Source organism: Arthrobacter sp. UNCCL28 (assembly GCF_900102805.1).
GTDB classification, from domain to species: Bacteria; Actinomycetota; Actinomycetes; order Actinomycetales; family Micrococcaceae; genus Arthrobacter; species Arthrobacter nicotinovorans_A.
Window position 1 is genome coordinate 116,239 of sequence record NZ_FMWE01000008.1, and the last position, 26,513, is coordinate 142,751.

Below are 26,513 nucleotides of genomic sequence, written 5' to 3' on the forward strand. Positions count from 1 at the left end.
GGGCAGCGGAAAATAGCTGTTCCAGCCCTTGACGTTGACCTGCGCCCTACACTGATCGCATGACGTGGCGTTCGATTGCGGTGGGCATGGTATTTGCTATGGCCGTACCGCTTTTGGCCGCCTGCGGTCCCGCCGGTTCCGGCGGGCCAAGTTCCGGCCGGCCAGATCCCGGCGGTTCAAGTTCCAACGGTTCCAGTTCCGGCGGTCCCGGCGGTTCCAGCGGTTCGAGCCCAGAGACCACGGGCACAAACCATGGCCCCATCACGGTTGAGGTCAATCAATCCAGGGACCAATACGGCAAGCAGGCCATCCTGCTGCAGCTCACCAACACCACGGATCTGCCCCTGACCGTGACACGCGCCCAGCTGAGATCCACGCTCTTTAACGGTGACATCTCCTGGGAACCGTCTGCGGGCAGCCTTGAGTTGCCGCCCCATCAGCCTAAAAGTCTTCCGGCAGTATTGCCCGCGGCCACCTGCGAAGCATCTGAAAGCACGTCCGCTGAACTCAGAGCCCAGGTAACCTACTCAGCACCGGACAAGGCGTCTGTGGAGGAAGACACCAGCGCTTCGGATCCTTTCGGCGTCCTTTCCAGAAATGCCGGCGAGCTGTGCCTCGCATCGGAGGCGGCCGCCGTCGCGGGCATTGTCCTGGACCCCGAACTGGAGGTGGCAGCGGACGGCCGCACCGCCGTCGTACGCCTTGTCATTACGCCAACGGCACCGTCCACAGCGGGAGAAGGCGCGGAACGCATCACTATTGAGTCGATCGACGAAACCACCCTGCTGGCGCAATCCCCCGAAGCTCCGTGGCCCGTCAACGTGACCGTGGGCGGGGCGCCTCAGGAAATCCCGTTGACCATTCGCCCTGCACGTTGCGATCCGCACGCTGTTGCCGAGGACAAAGTGGGGACACTCCTACCGCTGCGGGTCACGGTGGGAGACAGGAAAGGCGTGCTGAAAATCCCGGCGTCCAATGACCTGCGTGGCCGAATCTACGACTTCGTTACGGCCGCCTGCGTCCCTGCAGGTTAGGCGCTGCGCCCCGCAGGTTAGCACCCCGCAGGGACACAGCGATGCGCTCCTGCAGGCGGGCTAACCGAGCGTGGCCAGGGCCCCCGGAGCACACTCCACAATGACCTTGACGTTGGCCTCGACGCTCTTCACTTCGCCGTCCATCTGGTACGGGAGCGGCTTGAGCGTGGTGAATTCGTAGCGGCTCACGCTCGGCTGGTCACCCAGGCCCTGCGTGGTGGCCTTCAATGCCGTCAGCAGCGTCCGCCATTTTGGCATGTGCGGGAAAACGATGACCTCGAACTTGCCATCCGAAGGGTGGTTCTCCGCCTCACTCAACGTGGCGTACTTGGCCATTTCATTGATATTGGCGAAGACCAGGCTGTCGAACTTCCTGCGCTTCCCGTCAGCCAGGCGGATGCCGAAGGGCTCGAACTTGGAAAAGGTCTGGATCACCGTGACCATTTCCTTCAGAGCACCCTTGCTGCCCTTTTCCAGCTCAGTAGCCACCACTGGAGTAAGGCCGAAACCGATGTACGAATGCGCATACTGTAGCGGCTCATTCTCTTTTTGTCCGGTGTGGATCCGGAGGAGGTCGATGTTATGGACCCGCCCCTCCGCAATTGCCTCTTCCAACGGCTTGGTGGCAATGATCCTGCTGTGGTCATTGGCGTTACCCGCAGCCCTGACGGCGCACACTGCCTTCGGGTTCCCGGCCTGCATCACACCGTTGACCACCTCGTTGTAACCGCCATCGCCACTGACGGAAACCACCAGGACGTCGCCGCCCTTTGAGGCAGCTTCACGGGCCAGGTCCACGGCATGCCCGGCGTGCTCGGTGGGCTGGAGCGTGATCTCAGGCTGATACGTGAGGAGTTCCTTCAGGCGGTCATGCAGCTGCTGCGCCAACTCGGGCGCATCCCCGGTGCTGTTGGGGTTAAAGATGATGACGATCGACTCAAAGGTCCGGGCAGAATCCACAGTGCGCTCCTGATTCATTGCGAGGTCCCTTTTCAGGCGGTAGTTTTCCTCGGAAGTTCCCATACTATTCGTAATCCAGTGGGGGTTCCGGATGGCCCATGAACGTGAAAACATGAGAAAGGGTTTCCAGAAGCGGAGATCCGACTCAATCAGCCTGATACGGTGTGGTGCTGTGTCAGCAGCGGGGACAACCCATGGACGACTCACGCCAGACTGCACGCACGCTGGTCCTTGAGCATGAGATCACCCTGGACGATCTCTGGGCCTGGTACTGGGCGAATGGCGGGAATGCCCGGCTCTGGGATTTCGATGCCTATATTTTTGGGATCCAGGAGCGCGATCCTTTCGAGCTGAAGATCCTCAGCTGGGCAATGGAAGACCTTGATGCCCGGGCGCTGCTGTAAGTTTGCCTGCCTCGATCAGGTGCCGCGTTGAGTGGGCAACAAACGGCTGTCCCGCCCGCATCCGGCGGTCCAGCTCCCTGAGCTTTTCCTCGTAGCCCTCCGGTGTAAAGCCGGGAACCCACCACACACATTTGCGCAGGATCCACACCACGGCGCCTACGTCGAAAAACTTCATGCGGCTCCTGGCTGTTTGGAGGCCGGTAATTGTCAGGCCCGCAGCTTCCGCGGCAGCTGCCTCGGAGTGTGGATCACGGCCCTTCCGCTCTTCCGGCAGGGGGCCGAGAAAATGTTCAATCAGCTCAAAGGCCGACGCCGGCCCCACATGCTGCGCGAAATAGTGGCCGCCGGGGGCAAGAACGCGGTGGATTTCTGCCCAGTCCGGGCTGACGGGATGACGCGCCGTCACCAATTCAAAAGACCCGTCCGGGAAAGGCAGCCCGGAACCTGCCGTTGTTTCCACGATCTCCACCCCGCGCGGACCCAGCAATTCACGGGCCTTTTGCGCGTTGGGCGGCCAGCCCTCGGTGGCAGCCATGACCTCCGGAAACCGGGCAGCTTCGGAGAGGACCTTCCCGCCCCCTGTGTCCAGGTCGAGGGCACTGCGCACAGCAGCAAGGCGGCCCGCCAAGAGCTTCGCGAATCCCCAGGGCGGCCGTTCCTCGGTGGCCCGTCCCTCCAGCCAGCCGAATCCCCAGCCGTTCACGTCGGCTTCTTCAGCCTCAGCTACCAAGGTCTCAAAATCACGCATCAGTGCCTCCGGTGTGTATCTGCCATGGCCACGCTAAACGGTCCGGCAGGCACCCGCCAATCCGCCGGTAGGGTTGAGGCATGGGGACAGTTTTGGAGGCCGAAGGCCTGTTGGTCGGTTATGCCGGAGCCCCGGTATGCGGCGAAGTTACTGCGTCTGTCGACGCTGGTGAAGTGCTGGGGATCGTGGGCGACAACGGCGCAGGAAAGTCCACGGTGGCACGCACCCTCGTTGGACGGCAGGCGTCCCTGGCCGGCGAAGTGAAAGTCCACGGCCTCCTCATCGACCCGGACGCTGTCCCCTTCCGCCGGCAGGTCTCCGCGGTGTTTGACGACGACCTCTTCTTCCCCTCCCTCACCGTCCGGGAACATCTGCTCCTCATTGCCCGCGGCCATTCCCTGGACGCCCCTGAAGAGCGGGTGGAGGAAGAGCTGGCGTTCTTCGGACTCACAGGCAGGTCCCACGCAATACCTGATGCTCTTTCTTCCGGTCAGCGGCGCCGGCTGTTGCTGGCAGCCGGACTGATCCGCCCGTCGTCGCTCCTGGTTCTTGACGAGCCGGAGCAACGGCTCGATCCGCGCATGAGGATTGCGCTGGGCCAGCGCATCACAGCCCATGCCAAGAACGGTGGTGCGGTGGTTTTGGTTACCCACGATCCCCAAATGCTCCTGGCCACGGCCTCCACATGCTTGGTCATTGACGAGGAAGTCCGGGAATTCGATCCGGAACAGGGGGCCTCGATCATTGCCGGCTCCTGACATGCTCGATCTTGAACCGTCGAGGCAAAACAGGAACCTGGCCGCCGAGCTGGTCCGGTTCACGCGCCGATCCGCCCGACGCTACAAACGCAGCCGGACCTCCTGGGGTGACCGTATTGTGGACGCCTACAGCTGGGGGCTGGGGATCGGCGTCGCCCTCACCATCGCGGCCTCGTTCGTTTTGGCGCTGCGCAACGAGATTGCGGACAGGGCGTCCACAACCAACAGCATCATCGACGAGCGATGGTTGGTTCTTCCGGAAACCGTGTTGTGGACTTCAGTAACTTTCGCGGTCCTCATGGTCATCAGCAACCTGGCGCGAAAGCTTGGGCCCATAACGGCAAATGGCGCAGAAAGTACCTGGTGGCTGTCGCTGCCGGTGGACCGCCGGCCCATGGTCCTTCCGTCGTTCCTCCGCAACGTCACGCTTACGGCGGCAGGTTCGGTCATCGCCTACCTGCCCTTCAGCCTGGTGACCGCCGTTGACCGCACCCCCAGTGAACATCTTCTCGCTGCACTTTCCTTTGGCGGCGCCGCTGCTGTTGCCATGGCGATGGCGGCAGTGCAGCAACTGGGCTGGTTGGGACCGCGCGCAGGTAAAGCTGCGACGACGGCGGCCCTCCTCGCCTGCGCAGTCCTGCCGTCGCTGTCCGGATCGCCTTGGCCGACGGCGCTGGTAGCCGCTGCCGCCGTCGGACTACTGGCGCTGGTGGCGCCCCGCGCCGGTAAGGTGCGGGGTGAAGAGCTGGTTCGCGGTGGTGCCGTGGCCGGCCACGCTGGCGCGTCGCTGTTCCTGATGGACTCCAACGAGGTACTTCGGGCCTTGGGCGGCGGCCGTCAAAGGGTCGACGGCGGCAGGGCCGGCCGCTTCTACGCCCGGCCGGCGCGTGGTCCACTGGGCTCGCTGATCCGTGCTGACGCCGTTGCCTTCCTCCGCCTGAATCCCCCACTGATCCCAGCCGGCCTGTGGCTTGCGGCCTGCGTAGCGATCCTCCTCGTAGAAGGCGGCCTGCCGGAGTTCGCGCAGCTTGCGGTGATCGTGATCGCGGGATGTGCCACTGCGTCCGGCATGGGAACCGTGGCCCGCAAGACCGCGCTGGTTCCTGAGCTCGATGCCCTGCTGCCCTTGCATCCGGCGCTGGTGAAGACCAGCCGCGCCCTGATGCCGTGCCTGGCCATGGCCGCGTGGATGGCGACGCTCAGCGGGCTGTTGGTTCTTTTGGGCGCTGCGGATCCCTGGTTGGTCGGTGTTGGCGGCCTTGCCGGCGTGGGCATGGGTGCGGGCACTCTCCGGGCGGCTGCCAGGACCCCGCCGGACTGGACAGCTCCGCCGGTTGAAACCCCCTTTGGCCCTGTACCACGCGCCCAGTTGGGGTCCCTGCTCCGCGGGCTGGATGTAACCATCCTGGCGACAATTCCATTGCTGGTGGCCCTTTACCTGGGGTACGTCCCGTGGTCCGTACTGATGGTGCAGGCCGCATTCAGTGCAGGGATCTTCATGGTGGTTGTGTTGACGCGGCCAAAGCAGCCCTGAGTGCACAGGGACTTGCCTAGAGCAGGGCGGTCCCTTCTATGCACGTTGCCGACGCCCCGCCCACCCAGATTTCGCCGTCCCCGGCCTTGACGTGAATCCTGCCTGCCCGGCCGAGCACAGTACCTTGGGCAGCGACGTATTCCCCGGGCGCCCGGCCGCTTCCGATTAGCCATTGGGCCGCGCCGGCGTTGAAACTGCCGGTCACTGGGTCTTCCACCATGGCGTCGCCCGGAATGAACGTGCGCACTTCAAAGTCGACGGCTGAACCGGGCTGGTGCGGACCAATCACTCCCACTTTGAGGTCATCCATGGACACGAAGTCGGGGTCGATGGACAGCACCTGTTCGGCCGAGCTGAGGAGCACGCCAATCCAGGTGGGCCCGTTCACGAGCCATGACACATCCAGCAACTCTTCCTCGCGCAGACGGAGGGCTGCCGCGAGCTGGGTCTTGATGTCGTCATCAACCGGGCCGAAGCGGGTCAGCGGCGGCGCAGCGAAAGCCAACCGTCCGGCGTCGTGCTTCACCCGGACCAAACCCGCGCCGCATTCCTGGACCAGGACACCATCTGTCTTTGGCACTCCCCCGGCCTGCAGCCACGTGTGTGCCGAACCAAGGGTGGGGTGCCCGGCAAACGGGAACTCCTCGCTGCCCGTGAAGATCCGTACCTTGTAGTCCGCCCGGGGGTCGGTGGGAGGGAGGAGGAACGTGGTCTCCGAGAGGTTTGTCCAGTTGGCGAAGTGCTGCATTTGCTCGCTGCTGAGGCCTTCGGCATCGACCACCACGGCGAGCGGATTGCCCCGGTAAGGCTGATCGGAAAAGACATCCACTTGGTGGAACGGGCGGGTGCGCGGGGCTTGTGAAGTCACCGGTGAAGGCTACCATCGGCGCAGCCAGGTATTGCTGACGAACCTGTCCTGCGTCTGCGAAACTACCCCTATGGCAGAGAACAAGACCCAGCCCACGGACGTGTCCGCTGAAGATTTCCTGGCCGCAGTGGAACACCCGACGCGGCGTGCGGACGGCTTCGAGCTGCTCGGAATGATGCGCACCATCACCGGTCAGGAGGCCGTCATGTGGGGGCCCACCATTGTGGGCTTCGGCAGCTACGACTACAAATACGGGACCGGCCGCGAAGGCGACTCGGCCGCCGTCGGGTTTTCGCCACGCAAGGCCAACCTGGCGCTGTACGGGCTGACCTATGGTCCGGATGCTGACCGGCTGCTTCCCGACCTTGGCAAACACAAGACCGGCGCGGCCTGCCTTTACGTGAACAAACTGGACGACATCGACCGCGAAGTCCTCGCCCAGATGATCCGCACGGGATACCAGCACGTCATGGAGTCGCTGCACACCCCATGATTTCCCGCAAAAAGACCCCCACCACCGGAATCCGGTAGCGGGGGTCTTCAGTTGCAGTCAGAGACTACTTGCTTGCTACGACCTCAAGGTCGATAACAGCGGAAACGTCCTCGTGCAGGCGAACGTTGGCCGTGTACGAACCGACAGACTTGATGTGGTTCGGCAGTTCAACGTTGCGCTTGTCGATGGCGCCGAGGCCAGCAGCCTCAACAGCAGCAGCGACATCAGCAGGCTTGACGGTGCCAAAGAGACGACCGGACTCGCCGGCCTTCACCTCGAGCTTGACCTTCTTGGAGGACAGAGCCTGGGCCTGTGCCTGTGCAGCTTCAACAGAAGCGTGGGCACGAGCAGCGCGGGCAGCCTTGATGGACTCAACCTGCTTCTCGCCACCCTTGCTCCAGGTCAGGGCGAAACCGCGGGGCAGCAGGAAGTTACGTGCGTAACCGTCCTTGACCTCGACGACATCGCCAGCAGCACCGAGACCGGTTACTTCGTGGGTCAGAATGAGCTTTGCCATGTTAGTTAATCCCTTCCCTTAGCCGCGGCCAGCGCCGGAGTAAGGCAGCAGAGCAACTTCGCGGGCGTTCTTGATTGCCTGGGCGATCTTGCGCTGTTCCTGAACGGTAACGCCAGTGACGCGACGAGCGCGGATCTTTCCGCGGTCGGAGATGAACTTGCGCAGCAGTGCTACGTCCTTGTAGTCGATGACAGTGATGTCAGCGGCCTTCAAGGGGTTGGACTTTGGTTTGGGCTTACGGAGTTCAGCCTTAGCCATCGTGGAGCTCCTTTTCTATGGAGCCCGTGGATATTGATCCACGGGATGGTGGTGTTCGACGGCGGTTGCCACCTTGGTGCCTTGCGGCAGTTCCGGTGAGCGTCCGGCGTCGGACTTTAATGTTGTGTTTAGAAGGGGGGTTCGGAATCCGGGCCGTTGCCCCAGCCGCCAGCGTTGCTGACACCGGGCGTAGCCCAGGGGTCATCCTGCTGCTGTGCGGGCTGGTTGCCGCCCCAGGTTCCACCGGAGTTGCCGCCGCCCTGGTTTCCACCAGGAGCGCCACCTCCGAAGCCACCGGAATTACCGGCGTTACCGCCACCAAAGCCGCCCTGCCCGCCGCCGGAGCGCTGGGTACGGTTGACCTTGGCGTTTGCGTAACGCAGGCTGGGGCCGATTTCGTCGACCTCAAGCTCGATAACGGTGCGCTTTTCGCCTTCTTTTGTTTCGTAGGAACGGCTCTTCAAACGGCCGGAAACGATGACGCGCATTCCCTTTGTGAGGGACTCCGCTACGTTCTCGGCCGCTTCGCGCCAGACAGATGCGCGGAGGAACAGGGTTTCCCCGTCCTTCCACTCATTGGACTGGCGGTCAAAGGTCCGGGGAGTAGAAGCGATGGTGAAGTTCGCTACTGCCGAGCCAGACGGGGTGAACCGCAGCTCCGGGTCATTGGTGAGATTACCGATGACCGTAATAGTGGTTTCGCCTGCCATCTACTTCCTCCTTGTTCGTTCCTGCGGGGTAAAGATCTGAAAGGGGCTGATTACTCAGCAACAACCTTCTGGTCTTCAGGACGGATGATCTTGGTGCGCATGATCGTCTCGTTGAGAGACAGCTGGCGATCAAGTTCCTTGGCGGTAGCCGGTGCTGCGGTGAAGTTCACCACTGCGTAGATACCTTCGGACTTCTTCTTGATGTCGTACGCCAGACGGCGACGGCCCCAGATGTCTACCTTTTCGATGGTTCCACCATCGGTGGTGATGACATTGAGGAACTTCTGAAGCGACGACTCTACGGTACGCTCTTCGACCTCGGGGTCGATGATTACCATCAATTCGTAAGGACGCATATGTGAACCCACCTCCTTTGGGCTAAGCGGTTACGGTATTTCCGTAACAGGAGGTTCATTTGCGATGCTGCGTTGGCGCTCCCCGACCGAAGACACGGCAAGAGGGCGTAACACAGACTTCAATATCTTAGTGCATCTCCTGCACTCAAAGCTATTCGAGGGTGTCCGCGGCTGGAACCGGGCACTTGGCGTATGTGGATAACCAAGGGCGCCCTGCACGGAACAGGCAGGAAACGAGGTGGGATGGAGCAGGGAATACTGGAGCCATGACCGTCCTGAAGTCCATCATTCTCTTCATTCTTGCCGCCGTTGCAGAGATCGGCGGTGCCTGGCTGATCTGGCAAGCCGTCCGTGAGGGCAAGGCCTGGTGGTGGGCTGGACTGGGCGTCCTGGCACTTGGCATTTACGGTTTCTTCGCAGCCTTCCAACCCGAGGCCCACTTCGGCCGGGTTTTGGCAGCATATGGGGGCGTCTTCATCGTCGGCTCGCTCGCGTGGGGAATCCTCATGGACGGCTTCCGTCCCGACCGCTGGGACGTGATCGGCGCGGCCATCTGTGTTGCGGGCGTAGGCGTGATCATGTTCGCACCACGCCCGGGCGCCTAGGCCCGGCACCGACGGTACCGGCCCGAACACGACAAAACCCCCGGAAGATTTCCTTCCGGGGGTTTCTCTGTGCGCGGAGGGGGACTTGAACCCCCACCCCCTTTCGAGGACTAGCACCTCAAGCTAGCGCGTCTGCCATTCCGCCACCCGCGCAAGGTGATCAGGAGAAACAATGTTCCATTTTCTCCTTGACAGCGACAAAGACAATAACACGAACGAAGCCGATCCGTGGATTCCTGTCGCCTCTATCACCCTCGCCGAGGCGGTCCTCACCAAGGCGGCGCTCACCAAGGCCGTCAGCGCCAGGGCGGTTCATCGCTAGGCCTGCCAGGCCGGTTCCTCGCTAGGGTGGTGCACATGGATGCCACACCCATCAGCGCCCTGCTCCTGACCGTCGTGTTCGCCGCGATAGGTCTCTACTCCCTGTACTTCGTGGTCCGCTCCGGCGTACGCGACGGAATCCTCCAGGCCGACGAGAAACGGAGCGGACACAAGGAAGCCCAACCTCCAACTGGCTAGGGTGGGCACATGGACAATGTCAGGGTGAAGCGGAGCCGGCTGCGGTTTGTGGTCATGGTGCTGGCCGGCGCAGCGGCTTTTGCCGCCACCGGCCTCTCGGGCAGTTGGGTGGATGCTCCGGCAGTTGGTTGGGCCGTGGCCGCCCTGGTCTACGTTGCCTGGGTTTGGCTTGTCATTGCCCGGCTGGATCCGTCCCGCACGGAACAGCACGCAACCTCCGAGGATCCCTCCAGGGGAGTTACGGATCTTTTGATCCTCGTCGCCAATCTGGCCAGCCTCGCCGCCGTGGCAGCTGTGATCGTGGATTCCCATGCCCAGGGGACGGGCTCACGTTTGGCCTCTGCAGCTTTGGCTTTGGGTGCGTGGGCCTGTCCTGGATGCTGGTCCAGACACTGTTCACACTCCGCTATGCAGAGCTCTACTACAGCAGGGACGCCCATGCCGGGGGTTCCGTGGGCGGCATCAGCTTCAATCAGGACCGGCCACCGCAGTACACGGATTTTGCCTACCTGGCCACCAGCCTGGGTATGACCTACCAGGTCTCCGACACCAATCTCGGAAACCACTCGATCCGGCTGGAAGCGCTCAAGCACAGCCTTCTTTCCTACTTGTTTGGAACCGTCATCCTGGCAGTGACCATCAACCTGGTCATCGGCCTGGCCCAATAACCAAGACGTTCAACGGGAGCTTAAAGCGAAACGGGGCAGCCGCCGTCGAATGTTGTCGGTTGCTGCCCCGCTGTTGAAAGACGCTTACGACGCCGGTCCCCCACCGATGCTGGCCTGCTCGGCTTCTTCAGTGGTCGCCTCAGGTGAAGTGGCGCCGCGCTTGCGGTAGCGCCACACACCGATGCCCACCACGATCGCGGCCAGTGCCAGCGACAGGAAGAGCGATTCACGGGTGGAATCGATGATGACCATGCCAATGATCAGCGCCACGATGGCACCGATCGCAATCCACGTGAGGTACGGGAAGAACCACATCTTGAGGTCGAGGTCCTTGGCCGCGGCGCCCATGCGTTTGCGGAGGATGAGCTGCGAGGCCGCAATAACCAGCCACACAAAGAGTGCGATGGCTCCTGAGGTGTTCACGAGGAACAGGAACACTGTGTCCGGGGCGATGTAGTTCAGGCCAACGGTCACGAAGCCCACCACGGTGGAGGCCAGGACTGCTGCTGCCGGCACGCCGCGCTTGGAGATCTTCATCCAGGACTTGGGAGCGTCGCCACGTTGCGAGAGCGAGAACAGCATGCGGCTGGCGGTGTACAGGCCGGAGTTGAGGCAGGACAGCACCGAGGTGAGGACCACGATGTCCATGATGGTGCCTGCGCCCGGGATGCCGTAGAGCTCGATCACGGCAACATAGGGGCTCTTGGCCACGGAGGCGTCGTTCCACGGCAGGAGCGTGACAACAATGGCGATGGAGCCGATGTAGAAGATCAGGATGCGCCACACGGTGGACTTCACTGCCTTCTTCACGGCGTCTACGGGGTTCTCCGATTCGCCCGCGGCAATGGTGGCGATTTCGGCGCCGAAGAACGAGAACACCACCACGAGGATGCCCGCCAGGACTGCGCCAGGACCGTTGGGCATGAAGCCGCCCTGGTCCAGGAGGTTGGCGACGCCCGGCGCGGAAACACCCGGCATAAGGCCGAGGATGGCAGCGATGCCGGCAAGGAGGAAGATGACGATCGCCGCGACCTTGATGGACGCGAACCAGAACTCGAACTCGCCGTAGGACTTCACGGAGCCAAGGTTGGTCAGTGTCAGGAGCACCATCAAAACCAGCGCCCAGATCCACTGGTCCACGCCGGGCACCCAGCGGTGCATGATGGCGGCGCCCGCCGTTGCCTCGATGCCGAGGACGATGATCCAGAACCAGGCATAGAGCCAGCCAATACTGAACCCTGCCCAGCGGCCAAGGGCTTTGTCAGCGTATGTGGAGAACGAGCCGGTCTCCGGGTTGGCAGCAGCCATTTCGCCCAGCATCCGCATCACCAGGATGACCACCAGGCCGGCAGCCAGGTAGGCCACGAGGATGCCGGGACCAGCCTGCTGGATGGCGGCCCCCGAGCCAACGAACAGTCCTGCGCCGATCACGCCGGCAATGGCGATCATGGAGAGGTGGCGGGGCTTCAGGGATTTTGAAAGTTGTTGGTCAGCGTGCATGGATCTGCGCCGTCCTTTAGGTTTTCGCGGGGTGGCCGCGCGGTGTGCCACGGGCCACATGACTCATTCACGCTAGCCTGCTACCCCACCACCAAGCCTGTGCAGCTGAACATTTTGACAGCATCAAAAAAGGGTGTGTGCACAAAATGTAAACCGTAGGGCATCCGAAGTTTCATATTCGAAACTTTTGTTACACCCGTGAAATAACTGTTTGAGGCTATCCGTCAGAGCGAAGTGCGAAAGAACAGCTCAACAGCAGTCGCCAGGTACCGGGGATCCTCAACGCCGCACAGCTCGCGGGCAGAGTGCATCGACAGCAAGGGGATGCCCACGTCCACCGTCCGGATGCCAAGGCGCGTAGCGGTCAGGGGCCCAATGGTGGACCCGCACGGGAGATCGTTGTTCGAAACATATTCCTGATATGGAACACCGGACTCATCGCACAGCCGGGCCCAGAATGCAGCACCCGTGGCATCCGTGGCATAGCGCTGGTTCGCGTTGATCTTCAGCAGCGGCCCACCGTTGAGCACCGGCTTGTTGGCAGGATCATGCTTTTCCGCATAGTTGGGATGGACAGCGTGGCCCGCGTCGGCCGAGACGCAGAACGAGGCCGCAAGGGCCTGCCGCCGCTGGCTCACCGAGGCACCGAGCCCGTCCGAAATGCGGACCAGGATGTCTTCGAGGATGGGGCCGCAGGCGCCGGAGCGCGAGTTGGAGCCGATCTCCTCATGATCGAAAGCGGCCAGCACAGCGATCGGGCCCCCTTCCGTAGCTGTTGCAGCGTGGCTGATCAATGCCACCAAGCCCGCGTGGGTGGAGGACAGGTTGTCCATTCGGCCCGAAGCGAAGAACTCGCTGTTGGCCCCGAAAACCGCGGGTGGCTGCGTGTCTGCCACTACGACGTCGTACCCGCCAATGGCAGCCGAATCCACGGTGGCGCCCTCAACGCGATCCGCGAGCAATCCCAGGAGGTCCTCACCAGCAGGGTCCCCCTGGCCGAAGATCGGGTTCATGTGCTGCTGCTTGGACAAATGCAGCCCGTTGTCGTTGACCCCCCGGTCCAGGTGGATGGCCAATTGCGGGAAGCGAAGAAGGGGACCCGTGGCTGTCAGATGCTGCGTACCGTCGCGCATGACCAACCTTCCGGCCAACTGCAGTTCCCGGTCCAGCCAGGAGTTGAGCAGCGGACCGCCGTAAACCTCGACGCCGGCCTGCAGCCAACCGAATTTGCCGGTGGTGGGCTTGGGCTTCAGTTTGAACGACGGTGAGTCCGTGTGGGCGCCAAGGATGTTGAAGGCCGTGGTGGGGCCCGCATTTTCCGGCGTGACCCACGCGATCAGGGCGCCGTCGCGAATGATGTAGAACCTACCTGCCCCGCCATCCCAAGGCTCCAGTTCATCCAGCGCCGTGAAGCCGGCCGCGTCCAGGCGTCGCCCTGCTTCGTGGACTGCGTGGAAGCTCGACGGTGATGCCGAAACGTAGGCACCCAGGTCCTGGACATGGTCAATTGCTGTGGAGGCATTCGAAGGCATGACCCCGAGTCTAGCCCCGCTTCCGGTGCCGGCGGGGCTTACACGGTGACGTTCAGCGCGGCTGTATAACCGCCCGCAACCGAGCCGGATATAGTCGCCAATTGGTATATACCTCCGTCATCGCCGAAGACGTTGTCGGACGTCAGCGTCGTCCTGGGGAAGTTCCGGGCGCTGGACTCGTAGCCGGTGGTTGCATAGACCTCCTTGCACGCCTTTTCCGTAAGGGCTATCTGCGAGACAGCCAATACTTGCCCTGCCGCGGTGGTGTTGCCCATGGATTCAAATACCTCAAAGTGAATATGCGGCCATCGTCCCGTGTAGGCGCCCGGGTAGATGGTGCTGAAGGTCAACTGGCCCTTTGCGTCGGCTTCCTGCACTCCCCTCAGGAAGTTCTCGTTCTTCAGGCCTGCATCGTAGAGCGAATACTTTCCGTTCCGGTCGCAGTGCCAGACGTATACCGCAGCGCCGGCCAAGGGCGCGCAGCCGTTGGCATTGTCGAGGAGCGTCAGGGTTACTGTCAGGGGCACGCCTTCGGCCTTGGCGGTGGAGGTTCCGAAACTGGAACGGATGTCCCTCCGGACCACCCCGGAAGCTTCGAGCACATTGGGGCCATTGCTTCCGTCGGCGGGGTAGGGTCCCAACGTCTCTTCGGGGATTTCCACGCCGCATTCGGCGAAGGCCCGCGTGACCGTGCTGGTAGCGGAAGGTGACGCGGCCGCCGTCGAACTTTGCGTCGTTGTGGCGGCACTGCCGGTGCTCGACGGCGTTGCGGCGCTACCTCCCGTACCCGGGGTGCAGGCAGCCAGGGCTGCTGCCGAGCCGGCGCCCAGGAGGACACCCAAAGTGCGCCGCCGGTTGAGGAGCGTGGAGAGGTCGAACTCAAGCCCGCGGTCGTGGTTCGGGTGGGGAGTATTCATGCCTCCATAAAACCCGTGCAGCCTGTGTCTTGTACATGGTGCCGCTGTGGCAAGCCTGTGAAGAGCTGGCCCAGCGTGCAACATAGACATTTTCATATGCTTGTAATGCCCGTCACATCGTGGCACGATGGCTCCACGGACATAATGACGGAAGGTCACTCGCATGAATATTGAACTGAAACCAGTGCGCAAGCTTCGGATCCATTGGCCCATACCGGTGGAGACCATGAAGCAGCTTGCCAGTGGCGACCTTGCAGCCCTTGAGTCCGACGCGGGCATCAGCTCACTGCTGAACGAACTTCAGACCGCTCCCGAGCTGGGCGGCTTCGGCAACTACCACCACGTCTTCGAGTCCTCTGCGGGATTCGAGGGCTTCACCGTGGCCGAGGGCGCAAAGCCCACACTGGGAACCGTAGGACAGCGAACCATCTCACCCACCTTTGTGTTCACCACCTACTTTGACGATTCCCTGGACCACCGCACCGTCCAGGAGCTGGTGCAACGGATTGTGGATATCCACCCCTGGGAAGTTCCGGTCATCGAAGTATCAGGGCCGCTCAGCGTCTCCAGCAGCTCCGCAATCCACGCCGAAACGCGGGTGGCATCATGACCCCTCCCCTTTGGCAGGAACTGGCACCACTGCTCCGCAACAGGACTTTCACGGACCTCACCCACGCCTTCCATCCCGGACAACCGCACTTTCCGGCCTTCCCCGACGAGTCCAGGGAAGCCCTCTTCGACCTGGAAAAGGGCGACGGGTTCACGGCGCACCGGTACTCGATCGTGGGCCAGTGGGGCACCCACGTGGATCCGCCGTCGCATTTTATCCGCGGTGGCCGCACCCTCGATCAGCTGCCGGTGGAGGACATGATCCTGCCACTGGTTGTCCTGGACATCAGCGAACGCGTCGCGGCAGATTCGGATGCCACTCCTACTTTGGATGACGTCCACAACTGGGAAGCGCGAAACGGGGAGATCCCCGCCGGATCATTTGTTGCCCTGCGCACGGGGTGGAGCCACCGCTGGCCGGACAGCGCCGCCATGGCGAACGTCGATGACGACGGGATCAGCCACACCCCGGGGTGGTCGCGGGAGGTTCTGGAGTACCTGATCGAAAAGCGGTCAGTCAGCGCGGTAGGACACGAACAGACCGATACCGACCCCGGCATGGCCACGTCCCGGCAGGATTTCAGCCTGGAAACCTACGTCCTGGCGCAGGATAAGTGGCAAATTGAACTCCTTGCCTCCATGGACCACCTCCCGGAAGCAGGCGCCGCCCTGGTAGCTTCATGGGCCAAACCGCTCGCGGGCAGTGGTTTTCCCGCCAGGGTCTTCGCCATCCACTAGCAGCCGGCCGCCGCTTAATGGCGCGGCCTTACGGCGTGGCACGCTGCTGTGACACCTGGGCAGGCCGGGGTAGCTAGAATCGATCCATGTCAAAGAGCTCCAGCATGGGACGCGGCATGATGGCCCTCCTTGCGGTGGGGGCGCGTCATGCGGACGGTTTCGACGGCGGCACGGTGGCCGACGTCGCGGCCCACCTTGGCAAAGACCGCAGCCAGGTGTCCAGAAGCCTCAAGGGTGCCCAGCAAGAGGGCTTCCTGACCCGCTCCGACCAACGCGAGTACAGCCTGGACTGGTCCATCCTGACGGATGCCCAACTGGTCACCGAACAACGCTTGAAGACCGATGGCCTCACCGCCTTGGAGGGCTTGGCCACGGAAACCAACGAGGCCTGCTTCCTTGGCGTATTGAGCGGAAACAGTACGGTCACCATTGGCGAGCAGGTTCCTGAAAGTGCAAACCTTGTGGGCTCGTGGTTGGGCCGCCCCTACCCCGCCTACTGCAGTGATGCCGGCCAGGCGCTTCTGTGGGATGCCCCCGAGGCGGAAATCCGGAAGATCCTTGGCACAGTGGAGTTCGTGAAGCACGGGCCCAATACGCCGGTCTCCGTGGATGACTTCCTGGATAGGCTCCGCAAGGCACGCGTCCGCGGGTACTCGATTGTTGATGAAGAAGCCGAGCCCGGCCTCTACTCTTTGTCGGCGCCCATCCGGGACTTCAAGGGCGATGTCGCCGCAGCCCTGCAAATTGTTGGGCCGAAGATGCGCGTGGAGCCCCAGCGGGAGGCTTTCGCCGTCGCGCTTGGTTCCTGGCGGACGTGGCTTGAGTCCCGGGTGGGCGGGATTGCCCCCGGGGTTGAGGCCTAAACGTCCGACGCCGGTGGGCGGCTGGGGGTTCGGGCGCTCGGGTTTCTTGGGTGGCCGGGCTTTGGGCGCTTGGGTTTCTTGGATGGCCGGACTCCTGGGTACTGGGGTTTTAGGCGCCGGATCCCTGGGTGCTGGATCCCTGGGTGCCAAGGCGCTCGGCGCCGGCATGAAGCACGGCGGCGATTTCCGGGGCATTGGATTCTACGCCGGACCGGCTGCCCAGCACGCTCAGGGCAGCAATGATCCGGCCATCCCCAGCGCGAACGGGAACGGCCAGCTCCCAGACTCCATGTTCAAATTCTTCGGCAGCAAGGACGTAGCCTCCCGGCCTGTCGCGTTCCATCAAATCTGACACTTCGGGAGCTGTGTGTGCCGCCGCGGGTCCACCTACGCCAATGAAGTTGACATCCCTGAGCAGGGAACCAATGTCCTTTTGCGAATGGTCCCACAGCAAGGCCCGCCCGGACCCCGTGCACCATACGGGCGTGACCATGCCGGGCTTGGCGAATCCGCCCAGGACCGAGTTGTTGGTTGACGAACGCAGCAAGAGAACGCGGACACCCTCCCGCACTGACAGCCTGGACCGCAGTCCGAACGCGGAAACCAGCTCTTCAAGCTCGGCTCGGGATTGCTGTACCCACGTGCTGTTGAGGGACGCTGCAAGGCTGAAGAAGCGTGGTCCTGTCCGGAACGGTCCGCGGTCCACCCGCTCCAGCAGCCCCAGGTCACACAACTCCTGGGCCAATCGGGAGACCCGGCTTTGCTCCATGTCCAAGCCAGCTGCGAGCTGGGAGACACCCAACAGTTGGCGTCCCTGCTTTTCGCGGTCCGTGACCATGCGGACAAGGCGAAGACCCTGGGCCAGGGATGACGCCTCCGGTGACACCTCCACGAAATCCGCTCCTTCCACCTAGCGTTCACGCCATTCTCACACGCTGACGTCCGCGGCAAGGACACGGGCACCGTTGGCCCACACCGTGTAGAGGTCCGCGAGGATCGCCTCATTCGCCGTCTCCAGCTCCCCCACCGTGATTTGCCCGCCATCCTGCCCACCAAAGAGGACTACCTCGTCACCAGGGCTGATATCCCGGACGGAAGAGACATCCACAACCATCGAATTCATGGAGACGATGTCCACCACCGGTACCCGTTGACCACGGACCAGCACATGCCCCCTCCGTCCGAGTGAGCGTCGGTAGCCGTCACCGTAGCCCGCAGTTACTGTGGCGAGGCGTGAATCGGTGGCAAGGGTATGGGTCAGCCCGTATCCGACACTGCTGCCGGCCGGGTAGCTGTTGATGGACCCGATCCGGGCTTTGAACTTCATGCAGCGTTGGAACATGGAGTGCCCGGGATCGGAATCGCCGTAGAGCACAGCACCCGCCCGGACCATGTCCAACCAAGCGGACGGAACGTTCAGTGCCGTGTAGGAGTTGGCGGCATGCAGGAGGACATTGTGGCGGGAGATTCCGGCCTGGTAGAGGATCGCGTTCGAGTCGGCCTTGAAGCGGCTCGAGGCTTCTTTCACGTGGCCCACGTTGTCGTGCGGAAAATGAGTCATGATGCCGGCAAGTTCCAACTCCGGATGACTGATGATTCCCGCAGCGCATGCACGTCCCGAAGGCGAGGACACCTCGAGGCTGTGCCGGCTTATTCCTGAGGAATTGATATCCAGATGCACGCGCAGCTTTCGCCCCTCCCCCGCTGCGATCCTGCTCATTTCCCACGCACTCTGAGGATCGGCAACGAGTTCCTCAATGTGGTGGGGCAGGCCCGCCCTGATCTCCTGGGGCGCCGCGGCACGGACCCGCAGCAGCTTCCCGGTGAACCCATGTTTCCGGGCAAGTGCCGCTTCAGTGTTGGTGCCTACCCCTATGTACGGAACGCCGGACGCCACCAGGAACGGCAGCAGGAGGTCCGCCCCGTGCCCGTAGGCGTCGGATTTGATCACGGCACACAACAGGGCCCGGTCCTGGAGCATTGCGATCATGGACCGGACGTTCGCGTCGAAGGCAGCACCGTCAATCTCAAGCCAACTGGCCAGGTTGTCGGTCACCACAGAGAGTTTCCTATTCGCAGTCATACTGTTGTCCCCCGGAAATGGCGTCACAGCCGGGCACAAAGCCCGACTGTGACGCATGGCGAATCCCGTATCAGGCAGAACGCTTTGCCTTGGCCTTGGGACCATAGCGGAAGTGGAAGAACAGGTAGCACGCGGCAACGAACGGAACGCCAAAGTACAGAGCAGCAATTTGGGAAGGGTCGAACGCTATCCCGACCAGGGACACCAGGCACAGGGTGAAGGCCAGGATGGGCAGTACCGGGAAGAACGGCGCTTTGTAGGCCAAATCGGACACCTTCCCGCCATTGCGGATGAATGCCCTGCGGTGGAAGAAGTGTGATGCTGTGATGGACATCCAGACTCCCACCACCGCGAATCCGGCAATGGACACCAGGGCCAGGTAGACGGTCTCCGGTGCAGCCACGCTGCTGACCAGTGAAGCCAGTCCTCCCACCATGCTGACCGAAAGGGCAACCAGGGGTATTCCGCGCCGGGTCAGCTTCTTCAGTGCCCGGGGGCCATGTCCTTCATCGGCCAGGGAGTAGAGCATCCGTGCACAGGAGAACAATCCGCTGTTTCCCGCTGAAAGCAGCGCCGTGATGATGACGAAGTTCATGATGTCCGCCGCGAACGGGATGCCTACGGATGAAAAGACCGTCACGAACGGGCTTTCATCCAAGCCCACTTGGTCGTAAGGGACCGTTGCAGCAATGACGGCGATGGCTCCAACAAAGAAGATCAGGAGCCGGATGACGGTGCTGCGCATGGCCTTGGGGATGTTCTTTGCAGGGTCCTTGGTCTCCCCCGCGGCGACGCCGATCAGTTCAGAGCCGGAGAAGGCGTAGAAGACGGCCAGCGCTGTGACCAGCACTCCGGCGAAACCGTTGGGGAAAAGCCCGCCCGGGGTACTGAAATTCTCGAAAAGGAAGGGGTGGTTACCGGACTCTGCCAGGGGATGGAAGCCAAACAACGCGGCCCCGCCGAAGACGATAAGGGCGATGATCGCGCCCACTTTGATGATCGAAAACCAGAATTCGGATTCCCCGAAAAACTTGGAGGAGAAAGCGTTGAAACCGAAGAGGAGGCCCGCGAAAACGAGGCACCATACCCAGACCTCGACGTCTGGGAACCAGCGCTGCATGAGCAGGCCGGAGGCCGTGAATTCCGATCCGATGGCTACTGCCCAGCAGAGCCAGTACAGCCACGCCGTTGCGAAGCCCGTTGCCGGACCGATTGAACGGGAAGCGTAGATGTGGAAAGCACCGGAGACGGGGTAGGCAATGGCGAGCTCCCCAAGGCATGCCATCACCAAATAGACCACGAAGGCACCCACCAGGTAAGCGATCACCGCTCCCAACGGGCCTGCCTGGGAGATGGTGTACCCCGAACTCAGGAAGAGACCTGAGCCAATTACTCCTCCCATCGCGATCATGATCAGGTGGCGGGGTCCCATGGAGCGGCGCAACCCGGGTTCCGCGGTGGCCAAGGGGGTATCAACTGGATGGTCCAGCTTCAGGGGTGTTGAAGATTCCATGTCTTGTCTCCGTTGAGTGACAGCTGCGAACGGTACGCCGGTGACTTCCGGGGCGGGGAGCCGTGGGGGCGCCTGTAGTGACGAAGGTAACACAGATCATGTGACTTTAGTCATTAAAAACATTTATGAATGCAAATAACGCACGCTTTGCCCGCATGGCATGACGATGTGACTGTTTGCAGGGCAGAACGCCCCTACATGGTTGCTGATCCCGAAAAACGCAGCTCCTACAGCGAAGCCCGTCGGATCACATTGGACAAGGTCATTGCCGTCACGGTGTCACTCACTCCGGGGAGGGCAGCGATCTGCTCCCAAATCTCCTGGACGCGGCCCAGGGAACGTGCTTCGACGCGCACAATAAGGTCAAAGTCCCCGCTGAGGACGTCGCACAGAACCACTTCCGGAATGGATCGGAGTTCGTTCAGGACGTCCGCACCCCGCATACGGTCTTTGCGGTAGACCATCAGGAACGCGGAAACCAGTGATTCGACGTCGACTCCGGCCACCACCGTGTAGCCCTGGATATACCCCTGCCGTTCCATGCGGTCAATCCGCTGCCTCACCGCATTTCTGGACAGGAGAACCTTGCCGGCCAGTTCGGCGTGCGGGATACGGGCGTTCTTGGTGAGTTCCGCAAGGATTCTTTGATCGATGCCGTCCAGACCCGCCCGCTCCATGTGTCCCTTTCCACCTACCCTGCAGGAACCAAGCTCCTGCCCCGACCGAAAGGCCCGCGAAAGAAATGATACGTCCACAAGCCCAGCGGCGTTTCCTGCCACCAATTGGACATCGACGGCCGGTTGGTGTCGGGGCCTTCCCGGCGAAGGCTCAGTAGTCCGGGTTGCTTGGCACAACCAGCCCGGTCTCGTAGGCGTAGACCACAACCTGCACCCTGTCCCGCAACTGGAGCTTGCTCAGGATCCGGCGAACGTGGGTCTTCACTGTCGCCTCGGAGAGGAAAAACTTGTGGGCAATCTCTGCGTTGGACAAGCCTTCGGCAATAGTGGTGAGAATTTCGGTTTCGCGTGGGGTGAGCTCATCAAGCAACGGATCCCGGTGCGGCGTCGGCGACTGGCCTGGTACTGCTCCGCCACGAACGTACGTTTCCAGGAGACGCTGCGTAACCCGGGGAGCCACCACGGCGTCACCGCTGGCCACGAGCCGCACAGCGTGGACCAGCTCTGACGGGGCAACGTCCTTGAGCAGGAAGGCGGACGCGCCGGCCTGCAGGCCCGTGAAGGCATACTCATCGAGGTCGAAGGTGGTGAGAATGATGACCCTGGCCTCGGAACCGGAGTCCGAGATCCGACGCGTCGCCTCGATGCCGTCCATGGCAGGCATCCGCACATCCATCAGCACTACATCCGGGGCCAGGGCTTCCACCTGGCGTACGGCTTCAGCACCGTCGGACGCCTCACCCACCACATGGAAGTCGTCCTCACCTTCGAGGATGAGCCGGAAGCCCATGCGAAGCAGTGGCTGATCGTCCACCAGCAGCACTTTGATGATGTCTTCTGTCATGATTCCCCCTTGTCGCCGGCCCAGCGGAGCTCGGCGTGGACTGCCCAGCCGCCCCTCTTACTGGGGCCGGCAGTAACGATTCCAGCATAAATTCCTGCGCGTTCATTCATCCCTGCAATGCCTTGGCCGGTGCCCAGGCTCCCCACGGGTTCGCTGCCGCCCTCCAAGGTTCCGCGGCCGTCGTCGTGCACGTCAATGGTGACCAGATCGGCGTCGCGCGCCACCTGGACGTCAACACGGCTGAGCGAGCGGCCGTACCGCAGGACGTTCGTCAATGACTCCTGCACAATGCGGTAAACGGTGAGTTCAAAGGCGGGATCCGCCGGGAGGCCAGGGCCTGTGTGCGCATAGTGCAGCGGCAAGCCCGCAGTCCGGAAGCCGTCCAGCAGCTTTGCGAGGTTATGTCCGGATTCCAAGGGCGTCAGCGGTGCCGGACGCCCGGAGTCGTCGCGGAGAACGCCCAACACGCGGCGCATGTCGGCCAAGGCAGCCCTGCCGGTCCGTGACAGTTCGCCAAGGACCTCACCTGCGCGCTCCGGATTCTTCCGGACCACCACCGCAGCGCCGTCGGACAGGCTGATCATCACGGTCAGGGAATGGGCTACGACGTCGTGCATCTCCCGCGCGATCCTGTTCCGCTCCGTCACCTTGCCCAGGTGCGTCGTGCGGGCCGCCCAGGCAGCGATTTCGGCCTCATGCTCCCGCCGCTGGCGTACGGAAATGCCGATGCCGGTGGCCAGCAGGTTGGACAACATGATGGTCACCGCGGTTGCGATGTTGTTGATCAGGTGGAAGTTCTCGGGGACGTCCTGCAGGTTGTCCATGCCGCTGGGACTGGTCCACATAAACAGGTACAGCAGGCTCAACGGCAGGCTCGCGGCAACAAACAGCACCAAAGCAAGGCTGCGTTTCCGGAGGGAAGCCACGGCATACAACGCGAACCACAGGCCGGCCGAGACGTTGGAACCCCACGGGTTGAGGATGGTGGCGGCAACCTCGAGAAGTACGACGGCGGCAACCACCTGCAGTGGGTATCGTCGCCTGAACGTCAACGCAGCCGCGATCATCAGCAGCAGCACCACTACCAGCCACTTGCCCTCAATGATGGAGGTGATGATGGTTGGCAGGGCCAGGAGCACGTAGCTGAGGACCACTACGGCGTCCATGGCGCGAGGCCGCTCAAAGAAGTAGCGCCGGATACGGCCCCTGCGGCGCTGGGTGATTTCAGCGAAGGACGCGTCCACCGTAGCGGTGGCCGCGTCCTTCACTTGTGGTGCTTCAGTCATGGATCGAGCCTAGACGGCAACCCGTCCTAGACGTCCCGCTTCTTCAGCAGGATCATGGCCAGGGCAACCGGTACAACAACCCAGGCACCCAGGACCAGCGCGGCCTGCCACGCTTCCAGCGTCTCAGGAACATGTTCGACGGCGGTCATGGGACTGATGGTGCTGGTGGGAAGGAACTTGTTGGCTTCCTTGAAGAAGTCGCCGGGAATGAGCTGGAAGGCAATCGGGGCCACGAACAGCAGTCCCACCAGGCTCATGATGCCGCCGGCCGAGTTCCGGACGATGGTTCCCAGCGCCATACCGATTGCTGCCACTGCTGCGACATAGAGGCTGTTGACCAAGAGGAGCTTGACGGACTGCGAGCTGCCAAGGTCCAGCTTGAGGTTGTAGTTGTCCACGATCGGCAGGGACACCAGGCCCGCGATGTAGATGGACACAGCCGTCAGCACGAAGGCGCTGACCATCACCACAATGAGCTTGGCCAGGAACGGGGAGAGCCGCTTCGGGACGGCGGCAAAAGTGGAGCGTGCCATGCCGGTGGTGAATTCGGAGCTCATGAGCAGGACGCCCAGGGAACCGAGGATGAGCTGGGCAAACGAGATGCCGGAGGTGGGAATGCTGACTGCGAGGTCCCCGCCTTGTGCGGCCATGGCGGCTGCTGCTTCGGGATCGCTGGCAACCTGCTCGGCAAACTGTCCGGTTCCCCACGCCGAAAGCGCGGCGAACCCCACCATCACCAAGGCAGTCGAGGCCAGGAGGATCAGCGTGGACATCAGGGTGCGGAACTTGATGAACTCCGAGTTCAGCACACGGTGGAAGGCCGGTCCGGGACCGACGGCGTTACGGGTGGACCTGCGGTCCAAGGTTGTGGTGCTCATGTCTATTTCCCTCCGGCCTGGGCGGGAACCGAGGCCCCGGTGGTGATGTGCGAGTGGTATTCCACCTCGTCCTTGGTCAGTTCCATGTACGCCTCTTCCAGGCTTGCCTGGAGCGGGGTCAGCTCGTACACCATGACTTGGTTCTCCAGGGCAGTCCTGGCGATCCCGCGGGGATCCAGTCCGGACACCTCAAGGAGTTCGCGCTCGTGGACCTCCACGGAAACGCCGGTTCCCGCCAGGAGTTGCATGAGGCGTTCCGGCTGGTCGGTACGGACACGGGTGCGTGCCTGGCCTTTGCCGGTGATGATTTCGGCGATCGGGGCGTCTGCAATGATCTTGCCCCGGCCAATCACGATCAGGTGGTCTGCAGTGAGTGCCATCTCGCTCATGAGGTGGCTGGACAGGAAGACCGTGCGGCCTTCGGATGCCAGGTACTTCACCAGGTTGCGGACCCACACCACGCCTTCAGGATCCAAGCCGTTGACCGGCTCGTCCAGGATGATGGTCTGCGGATCGCCCAACAGTGCGGCGGCAATGCCGAGGCGCTGACCCATTCCGAGCGAGAAGCCCTTGACCTTCTTCTTGGCGACGTCCCCCAGGCCGGTCATTTCGATGACTTCGCGGACCCGGCTCTTGGGAATGCTGTGCGTCGCTGCCATGGCGAGCAGGTGGTTGTAGGCGGTGCGGCTCGTATGGACAGCCTTGGCGTCCAGGAGGGCACCGATCTCCCGCAGCGGTGCCCTGTGCTGGGCGAACGGCTCACCGTTCACGGTCACCGAGCCCGACGACGGAGTGTCCAGCCCCATGATCATGCGCATGGTGGTGGACTTGCCGGCACCGTTCGGACCCAGGAAGCCCGTCACCCGTCCTGCCTGGACAGTGAAACTGACACCGCCGACGGCGGTCTTCTCGCCGTAGACCTTGGTCAGGCCTTTTGCTTCGATCATGGAAGCGTTCCCTCCTCGGAGCACATGAGTGTGCGGATGAGTTTCGAATGTACTCACCACGCTACTCACCGGGAGGACGTAAATCGCCGGTCTCAGGGATGATTCAGGGTTCAGTCAGGGTAGTCCTCGCGGATGACCCGCAGGCTTTCAGTCGGCGGGAAGGGGCGAGTACACGCGGAGTTCACGGGGTTTCACGGTGAAGGTGGCGCTGCGGACCCCGGGCTTCGGTTCGCCATCCACGGCCAGGACCAGGGGCTGGCCGATTGCTTCCACGGTGATGGTTGTGGCCTCCGTCAGGTGGGTAACCCGGGACGCCGCGACAGTCCCTGTCACCACGGCCCACAACAGCCGTGCCCGGGCGAACGGCTCATCCGCCGTGATCATGCGCAGGTCAAAGACGCCGTCATCCAGCACAGGCCTGCGGAGCGGCGCGTGGTCGCTGGGGTAGAACCTTCCGCGGCCCATATAGAGGATCCACAGCTTGTGCTTTACCCCATCCACCATGAGCGCGGTGGGCGAATTCACCCCGAAAGTCCGCAAGGAAGCCACCACACTGGCCATCGGCTTGCCCATTGCCGGCTGGAGCCGTTCCCGACGCCTGACCAGGTTCGGATACACGCCTACGCTGGCGGTGTTCAGCATTGCCAGCTCCGTGGTTTCGGGGGTTTCAGGCAGGCCACGCTGCACCACTACATGCCCCAGGTCAACGGAGGCCGCCTGCCCCTTGGTCAGTGCCTCGATGGCGTCATCGATCGAGCCGGTGCCAATATCGCGGGCAAAGTGGTTGAGCGTCCCGCCTGGCAGCACCAGGAGCGGCAGTGAATGCTCGACGGCGGCAGCCGCCGCGGTGCCAACCGTTCCGTCGCCACCCCACACGCCCAATGCGACGGTTCCGGGCCGCGTGGCTGCGGCTTCCATCTCTGCAGCTATGTCTTCGCCTTCAGAAATTTCCCTTATATAAGCTTTCGGGAATATTTCTTTCAGCAGTTCTCCGGTCTCGGGCGTGTAGGAGCCACCCATGACGTTGACCCCGATACTCAGCCCCTCGCCGTCGTGGATTGCCGGCGCCTCAACCGGCGTGCGCCGGGGAGTCGGTTCGGGGGGCCGCGCCGGCCACCACTTGCGGGTTGCCCAAGCAGCGCCGGCCCCAAGGGCGGAACCCAGCACCACATCCGAGGGCCAATGTGCGCCCGTATGCACGCGCGAGTAAGCCACGCCGGCGGCAATGGGCGCCAGGGCAACTCCGATGACGGGGGAGACGACGCCGGCGCCCACAGCGAAGGCGACCGCGGAGGCAGAGTGCCCGGAGGGCATCGATGAGCTGGTTGGCTGCGGGTTCACGAAACGAAACAGCGGCAGGTGCTCAGGAAGCGGGCGCCGTCGGGGGAGTGCCCGCTTGAAGATGACGTTGGTGACCCCTGAAGCCACACCCAAGGCCAACACGCCGTGAAGGGCTGCCCTGCGCGGTTTACCGGGGAACGCGGCCATGACCCCAGCGATACCGAACCAAAGTTTTCCTTTGGTGGCGGCTGCCGAGAGCCGCCGGAAAAAGACGTCATGGTCACCCTGGGGTTGCCGGGAGACAACCCGGACCAGGAAGTGATCGAATTTCACAACTCGTTTGGGGCCCTTGGCCACGAAGCCTCGCATTACTTCACAGTAACGCCTGCGCACCCCCGCGGTGGGCTGCCCTC

General features: G+C 62.7%; 30 protein-coding genes, 1 tRNA gene and 1 pseudogene. 12 read left to right on the forward strand and 20 right to left on the reverse strand.

What is annotated here, in order from left to right; translation table 11 throughout:
- Positions 1-59 precede the first annotated feature (59 nt).
- Positions 60-1,034, forward strand: a complete 975-nt coding sequence (locus BLQ01_RS18925) for a hypothetical protein (RefSeq protein ID WP_254779537.1) — start codon at positions 60-62, stop codon at positions 1,032-1,034.
- Positions 1,035-1,094: 60 nt separating this feature from the next.
- Here the strand turns inward: BLQ01_RS18925 and BLQ01_RS18930 are convergent, their stop codons facing one another.
- Entirely contained in the window at positions 1,095-1,994 is a 900-nt protein-coding gene (locus BLQ01_RS18930) for a diacylglycerol/lipid kinase family protein (protein WP_026547766.1), read from the reverse strand.
- Positions 1,995-2,188: 194 nt separating this feature from the next.
- On the opposite strand from BLQ01_RS18930, the gene BLQ01_RS18935 reads away from it, so the two are divergent.
- Entirely contained in the window at positions 2,189-2,398 is a 210-nt protein-coding gene (locus BLQ01_RS18935) for a hypothetical protein (RefSeq protein ID WP_035760803.1), read from the forward strand.
- On the opposite strand, the gene BLQ01_RS18940 is transcribed toward BLQ01_RS18935, so the two are convergent.
- A complete protein-coding gene (locus BLQ01_RS18940) occupies positions 2,355-3,146 on the reverse strand; it encodes a class I SAM-dependent methyltransferase (protein ID WP_091553589.1) in 792 nt (263 codons plus the stop codon). The two genes, BLQ01_RS18935 and BLQ01_RS18940, sit on opposite strands and share 44 nt — an antisense overlap.
- Positions 3,147-3,226: 80 nt before the next feature.
- On the opposite strand from BLQ01_RS18940, the gene BLQ01_RS18945 reads away from it, so the two are divergent.
- Positions 3,227-3,904, forward strand: a complete 678-nt coding sequence (locus BLQ01_RS18945) for an ABC transporter ATP-binding protein (RefSeq protein ID WP_091553590.1) — start codon at positions 3,227-3,229, stop codon at positions 3,902-3,904.
- Between the two features lies 1 nt (position 3,905).
- Positions 3,906-5,438 carry a DUF6297 family protein gene (locus tag BLQ01_RS18950; protein WP_091553591.1) on the forward strand — a complete coding sequence of 511 codons (1,533 nt, stop codon included), beginning with the start codon at positions 3,906-3,908 and terminating at the stop codon, positions 5,436-5,438.
- Between the two features lie 16 nt (positions 5,439-5,454).
- Here the strand turns inward: BLQ01_RS18950 and BLQ01_RS18955 are convergent, their stop codons facing one another.
- Entirely contained in the window at positions 5,455-6,306 is an 852-nt protein-coding gene (locus BLQ01_RS18955; protein WP_091553593.1) for a PhzF family phenazine biosynthesis protein, read from the reverse strand.
- A 70-nt stretch (positions 6,307-6,376) separates the two neighbouring features.
- Between BLQ01_RS18955 and BLQ01_RS18960 the strand changes: the two genes are divergently transcribed.
- On the forward strand, positions 6,377-6,799 hold the full coding sequence (locus BLQ01_RS18960) for a DUF1801 domain-containing protein (RefSeq protein ID WP_091553595.1): 423 nt from the start codon (positions 6,377-6,379) through the stop codon (positions 6,797-6,799).
- A 64-nt stretch (positions 6,800-6,863) separates the two neighbouring features.
- Here BLQ01_RS18960 and rplI read toward each other — a convergent pair whose 3' ends face one another.
- The 4 genes from rplI to rpsF all read right to left on the reverse strand — a co-directional run bounded on the left by rplI (position 6,864) and on the right by rpsF (position 8,640).
- Positions 6,864-7,316: a 50S ribosomal protein L9 gene (gene rplI, locus BLQ01_RS18965; protein ID WP_024818808.1), complete on the reverse strand. Its 453-nt coding sequence runs from the start codon at positions 7,314-7,316 to the stop codon at positions 6,864-6,866.
- Positions 7,317-7,334: 18 nt separating this feature from the next.
- On the reverse strand, positions 7,335-7,574 hold the full coding sequence (rpsR, locus tag BLQ01_RS18970; RefSeq protein ID WP_003800144.1) for a 30S ribosomal protein S18: 240 nt from the start codon (positions 7,572-7,574) through the stop codon (positions 7,335-7,337).
- Between the two features lie 128 nt (positions 7,575-7,702).
- A complete protein-coding gene (locus tag BLQ01_RS18975) occupies positions 7,703-8,284 on the reverse strand; it encodes a single-stranded DNA-binding protein (RefSeq protein WP_011776754.1) in 582 nt (193 codons plus the stop codon).
- A 50-nt stretch (positions 8,285-8,334) separates the two neighbouring features.
- Entirely contained in the window at positions 8,335-8,640 is a 306-nt protein-coding gene (gene rpsF, locus BLQ01_RS18980) for a 30S ribosomal protein S6 (RefSeq protein ID WP_011776755.1), read from the reverse strand.
- 266 nt (positions 8,641-8,906) lie between these two features.
- Here rpsF and BLQ01_RS18985 point away from each other — a divergent pair, with 266 nt between their 5' ends.
- Entirely contained in the window at positions 8,907-9,245 is a 339-nt protein-coding gene (locus BLQ01_RS18985) for a YnfA family protein (protein WP_091553597.1), read from the forward strand.
- Positions 9,246-9,315: 70 nt separating this feature from the next.
- Here BLQ01_RS18985 and BLQ01_RS18990 read toward each other — a convergent pair.
- A tRNA-Leu gene (locus BLQ01_RS18990) sits at positions 9,316-9,398 on the reverse strand.
- Between the two features lie 19 nt (positions 9,399-9,417).
- Between BLQ01_RS18990 and BLQ01_RS22455 the strand changes: the two genes are divergently transcribed.
- The 3 genes and pseudogenes from BLQ01_RS22455 to BLQ01_RS18995 all read left to right on the forward strand — a co-directional run bounded on the left by BLQ01_RS22455 (position 9,418) and on the right by BLQ01_RS18995 (position 10,432).
- On the forward strand, positions 9,418-9,567 hold the full coding sequence (locus BLQ01_RS22455; RefSeq protein ID WP_175493494.1) for a hypothetical protein: 150 nt from the start codon (positions 9,418-9,420) through the stop codon (positions 9,565-9,567).
- 35 nt (positions 9,568-9,602) lie between these two features.
- Positions 9,603-9,764, forward strand: a complete 162-nt coding sequence (locus tag BLQ01_RS22460; RefSeq protein ID WP_175493495.1) for a hypothetical protein — start codon at positions 9,603-9,605, stop codon at positions 9,762-9,764.
- A gap of 54 nt (positions 9,765-9,818) precedes the next feature.
- Positions 9,819-10,432, forward strand: a pseudogene (locus BLQ01_RS18995) (DUF1345 domain-containing protein).
- 84 nt (positions 10,433-10,516) lie between these two features.
- On the opposite strand, the gene BLQ01_RS19000 reads toward BLQ01_RS18995, so the two are convergent.
- From BLQ01_RS19000 to BLQ01_RS19010, 3 genes are all read right to left on the reverse strand, one after another.
- A complete protein-coding gene (locus BLQ01_RS19000) occupies positions 10,517-11,932 on the reverse strand; it encodes an amino acid permease (RefSeq protein WP_026541056.1) in 1,416 nt (471 codons plus the stop codon).
- Positions 11,933-12,156: 224 nt separating this feature from the next.
- A complete protein-coding gene (locus BLQ01_RS19005; RefSeq protein WP_091553599.1) occupies positions 12,157-13,464 on the reverse strand; it encodes a M18 family aminopeptidase in 1,308 nt (435 codons plus the stop codon).
- 38 nt (positions 13,465-13,502) lie between these two features.
- Positions 13,503-14,381 carry an intradiol ring-cleavage dioxygenase gene (locus tag BLQ01_RS19010; protein WP_091553601.1) on the reverse strand — a complete coding sequence of 293 codons (879 nt, stop codon included), beginning with the start codon at positions 14,379-14,381 and terminating at the stop codon, positions 13,503-13,505.
- A gap of 163 nt (positions 14,382-14,544) precedes the next feature.
- Here BLQ01_RS19010 and BLQ01_RS19015 point away from each other — a divergent pair, with 163 nt between their 5' ends.
- The 3 genes from BLQ01_RS19015 (at position 14,545) to BLQ01_RS19025 (ending at position 16,591) form a co-directional block, all read left to right on the forward strand.
- On the forward strand, positions 14,545-14,991 hold the full coding sequence (locus BLQ01_RS19015) for a hypothetical protein (protein ID WP_026541053.1): 447 nt from the start codon (positions 14,545-14,547) through the stop codon (positions 14,989-14,991).
- Positions 14,988-15,728 (forward strand): cyclase family protein, encoded by a 741-nt coding sequence (locus BLQ01_RS19020; protein ID WP_091553603.1) that lies wholly within the window; start codon positions 14,988-14,990, stop codon positions 15,726-15,728. Before BLQ01_RS19015 ends, BLQ01_RS19020 begins: the two co-directional genes overlap by 4 nt.
- Positions 15,729-15,814: 86 nt before the next feature.
- The gene (locus tag BLQ01_RS19025) at positions 15,815-16,591 is read left to right on the forward strand and encodes an IclR family transcriptional regulator (protein ID WP_026541051.1); all 777 of its coding nucleotides are present in this window, start codon (positions 15,815-15,817) and stop codon (positions 16,589-16,591) included.
- A 109-nt stretch (positions 16,592-16,700) separates the two neighbouring features.
- On the opposite strand, the gene BLQ01_RS19030 is transcribed toward BLQ01_RS19025, so the two are convergent.
- The 9 genes from BLQ01_RS19030 to BLQ01_RS19070 form a co-directional block, all read right to left on the reverse strand.
- Positions 16,701-17,483, reverse strand: coding sequence for an IclR family transcriptional regulator (locus BLQ01_RS19030; RefSeq protein WP_091553619.1), 783 nt, complete (start codon positions 17,481-17,483; stop codon positions 16,701-16,703).
- A gap of 36 nt (positions 17,484-17,519) precedes the next feature.
- Positions 17,520-18,674 (reverse strand): alanine racemase, encoded by a 1,155-nt coding sequence (alr, locus tag BLQ01_RS19035; RefSeq protein WP_091553622.1) that lies wholly within the window; start codon positions 18,672-18,674, stop codon positions 17,520-17,522.
- 70 nt (positions 18,675-18,744) lie between these two features.
- The gene (locus tag BLQ01_RS19040; protein WP_091553642.1) at positions 18,745-20,187 is read right to left on the reverse strand and encodes an amino acid permease; all 1,443 of its coding nucleotides are present in this window, start codon (positions 20,185-20,187) and stop codon (positions 18,745-18,747) included.
- A 227-nt stretch (positions 20,188-20,414) separates the two neighbouring features.
- The gene (locus BLQ01_RS19045; protein ID WP_026541048.1) at positions 20,415-20,864 is read right to left on the reverse strand and encodes an Lrp/AsnC family transcriptional regulator; all 450 of its coding nucleotides are present in this window, start codon (positions 20,862-20,864) and stop codon (positions 20,415-20,417) included.
- 151 nt (positions 20,865-21,015) lie between these two features.
- Entirely contained in the window at positions 21,016-21,708 is a 693-nt protein-coding gene (locus BLQ01_RS19050) for a response regulator (RefSeq protein ID WP_026541047.1), read from the reverse strand.
- On the reverse strand, positions 21,705-22,994 hold the full coding sequence (locus tag BLQ01_RS19055) for a sensor histidine kinase (protein WP_026541046.1): 1,290 nt from the start codon (positions 22,992-22,994) through the stop codon (positions 21,705-21,707). Before BLQ01_RS19055 ends, BLQ01_RS19050 begins: the two co-directional genes overlap by 4 nt.
- Positions 22,995-23,020: 26 nt before the next feature.
- On the reverse strand, positions 23,021-23,872 hold the full coding sequence (locus BLQ01_RS19060; protein WP_091553647.1) for an ABC transporter permease: 852 nt from the start codon (positions 23,870-23,872) through the stop codon (positions 23,021-23,023).
- A gap of 2 nt (positions 23,873-23,874) precedes the next feature.
- A complete protein-coding gene (locus BLQ01_RS19065) occupies positions 23,875-24,819 on the reverse strand; it encodes an ABC transporter ATP-binding protein (RefSeq protein ID WP_026541044.1) in 945 nt (314 codons plus the stop codon).
- A 147-nt stretch (positions 24,820-24,966) separates the two neighbouring features.
- Positions 24,967-26,469 (reverse strand): bifunctional phosphatase PAP2/diacylglycerol kinase family protein, encoded by a 1,503-nt coding sequence (locus tag BLQ01_RS19070; RefSeq protein ID WP_091553649.1) that lies wholly within the window; start codon positions 26,467-26,469, stop codon positions 24,967-24,969.
- Between the last annotated feature and the right edge of the window lie 44 nt (positions 26,470-26,513).

Excerpts from the sequence above, each read along its gene's own strand:
- BLQ01_RS19000 (WP_026541056.1), bottom strand. The coding sequence starts at position 11,932 with ATGCACGCTGACCAACAACTTTCAAAATCCCTGAAGCCCCGCCACCTC.
- BLQ01_RS19015 (WP_026541053.1), top strand. The coding sequence starts at position 14,545 with ATGAATATTGAACTGAAACCAGTGCGCAAGCTTCGGATCCATTGGCCC.
- BLQ01_RS19065 (WP_026541044.1), bottom strand. The coding sequence starts at position 24,819 with ATGATCGAAGCAAAAGGCCTGACCAAGGTCTACGGCGAGAAGACCGCC.
- BLQ01_RS19025 (WP_026541051.1), top strand. The coding sequence starts at position 15,815 with ATGTCAAAGAGCTCCAGCATGGGACGCGGCATGATGGCCCTCCTTGCG.
- BLQ01_RS19005 (WP_091553599.1), bottom strand. The coding sequence starts at position 13,464 with ATGCCTTCGAATGCCTCCACAGCAATTGACCATGTCCAGGACCTGGGT.
- BLQ01_RS19055 (WP_026541046.1), bottom strand. The coding sequence starts at position 22,994 with ATGACTGAAGCACCACAAGTGAAGGACGCGGCCACCGCTACGGTGGAC.
- BLQ01_RS22460 (WP_175493495.1), top strand. The coding sequence starts at position 9,603 with ATGGATGCCACACCCATCAGCGCCCTGCTCCTGACCGTCGTGTTCGCC.
- BLQ01_RS18925 (WP_254779537.1), top strand. The coding sequence starts at position 60 with ATGACGTGGCGTTCGATTGCGGTGGGCATGGTATTTGCTATGGCCGTA.
- BLQ01_RS18945 (WP_091553590.1), top strand. The coding sequence starts at position 3,227 with ATGGGGACAGTTTTGGAGGCCGAAGGCCTGTTGGTCGGTTATGCCGGA.
- BLQ01_RS19050 (WP_026541047.1), bottom strand. The coding sequence starts at position 21,708 with ATGACAGAAGACATCATCAAAGTGCTGCTGGTGGACGATCAGCCACTG.
- BLQ01_RS19020 (WP_091553603.1), top strand. The coding sequence starts at position 14,988 with ATGACCCCTCCCCTTTGGCAGGAACTGGCACCACTGCTCCGCAACAGG.
- BLQ01_RS18960 (WP_091553595.1), top strand. The coding sequence starts at position 6,377 with ATGGCAGAGAACAAGACCCAGCCCACGGACGTGTCCGCTGAAGATTTC.
- BLQ01_RS19010 (WP_091553601.1), bottom strand. The coding sequence starts at position 14,381 with ATGAATACTCCCCACCCGAACCACGACCGCGGGCTTGAGTTCGACCTC.
- BLQ01_RS18940 (WP_091553589.1), bottom strand. The coding sequence starts at position 3,146 with ATGCGTGATTTTGAGACCTTGGTAGCTGAGGCTGAAGAAGCCGACGTG.
- rpsR (WP_003800144.1), bottom strand. The coding sequence starts at position 7,574 with ATGGCTAAGGCTGAACTCCGTAAGCCCAAACCAAAGTCCAACCCCTTG.
- BLQ01_RS18935 (WP_035760803.1), top strand. The coding sequence starts at position 2,189 with ATGGACGACTCACGCCAGACTGCACGCACGCTGGTCCTTGAGCATGAG.
- BLQ01_RS19045 (WP_026541048.1), bottom strand. The coding sequence starts at position 20,864 with ATGGAGCGGGCGGGTCTGGACGGCATCGATCAAAGAATCCTTGCGGAA.
- alr (WP_091553622.1), bottom strand. The coding sequence starts at position 18,674 with ATGACTGCGAATAGGAAACTCTCTGTGGTGACCGACAACCTGGCCAGT.
- rplI (WP_024818808.1), bottom strand. The coding sequence starts at position 7,316 with ATGGCAAAGCTCATTCTGACCCACGAAGTAACCGGTCTCGGTGCTGCT.
- BLQ01_RS19060 (WP_091553647.1), bottom strand. The coding sequence starts at position 23,872 with ATGAGCACCACAACCTTGGACCGCAGGTCCACCCGTAACGCCGTCGGT.
- BLQ01_RS22455 (WP_175493494.1), top strand. The coding sequence starts at position 9,418 with ATGTTCCATTTTCTCCTTGACAGCGACAAAGACAATAACACGAACGAA.
- BLQ01_RS19040 (WP_091553642.1), bottom strand. The coding sequence starts at position 20,187 with ATGGAATCTTCAACACCCCTGAAGCTGGACCATCCAGTTGATACCCCC.
- rpsF (WP_011776755.1), bottom strand. The coding sequence starts at position 8,640 with ATGCGTCCTTACGAATTGATGGTAATCATCGACCCCGAGGTCGAAGAG.
- BLQ01_RS18950 (WP_091553591.1), top strand. The coding sequence starts at position 3,906 with ATGCTCGATCTTGAACCGTCGAGGCAAAACAGGAACCTGGCCGCCGAG.
- BLQ01_RS18985 (WP_091553597.1), top strand. The coding sequence starts at position 8,907 with ATGACCGTCCTGAAGTCCATCATTCTCTTCATTCTTGCCGCCGTTGCA.
- BLQ01_RS19070 (WP_091553649.1), bottom strand. The coding sequence starts at position 26,469 with ATGCGAGGCTTCGTGGCCAAGGGCCCCAAACGAGTTGTGAAATTCGAT.
- BLQ01_RS18975 (WP_011776754.1), bottom strand. The coding sequence starts at position 8,284 with ATGGCAGGCGAAACCACTATTACGGTCATCGGTAATCTCACCAATGAC.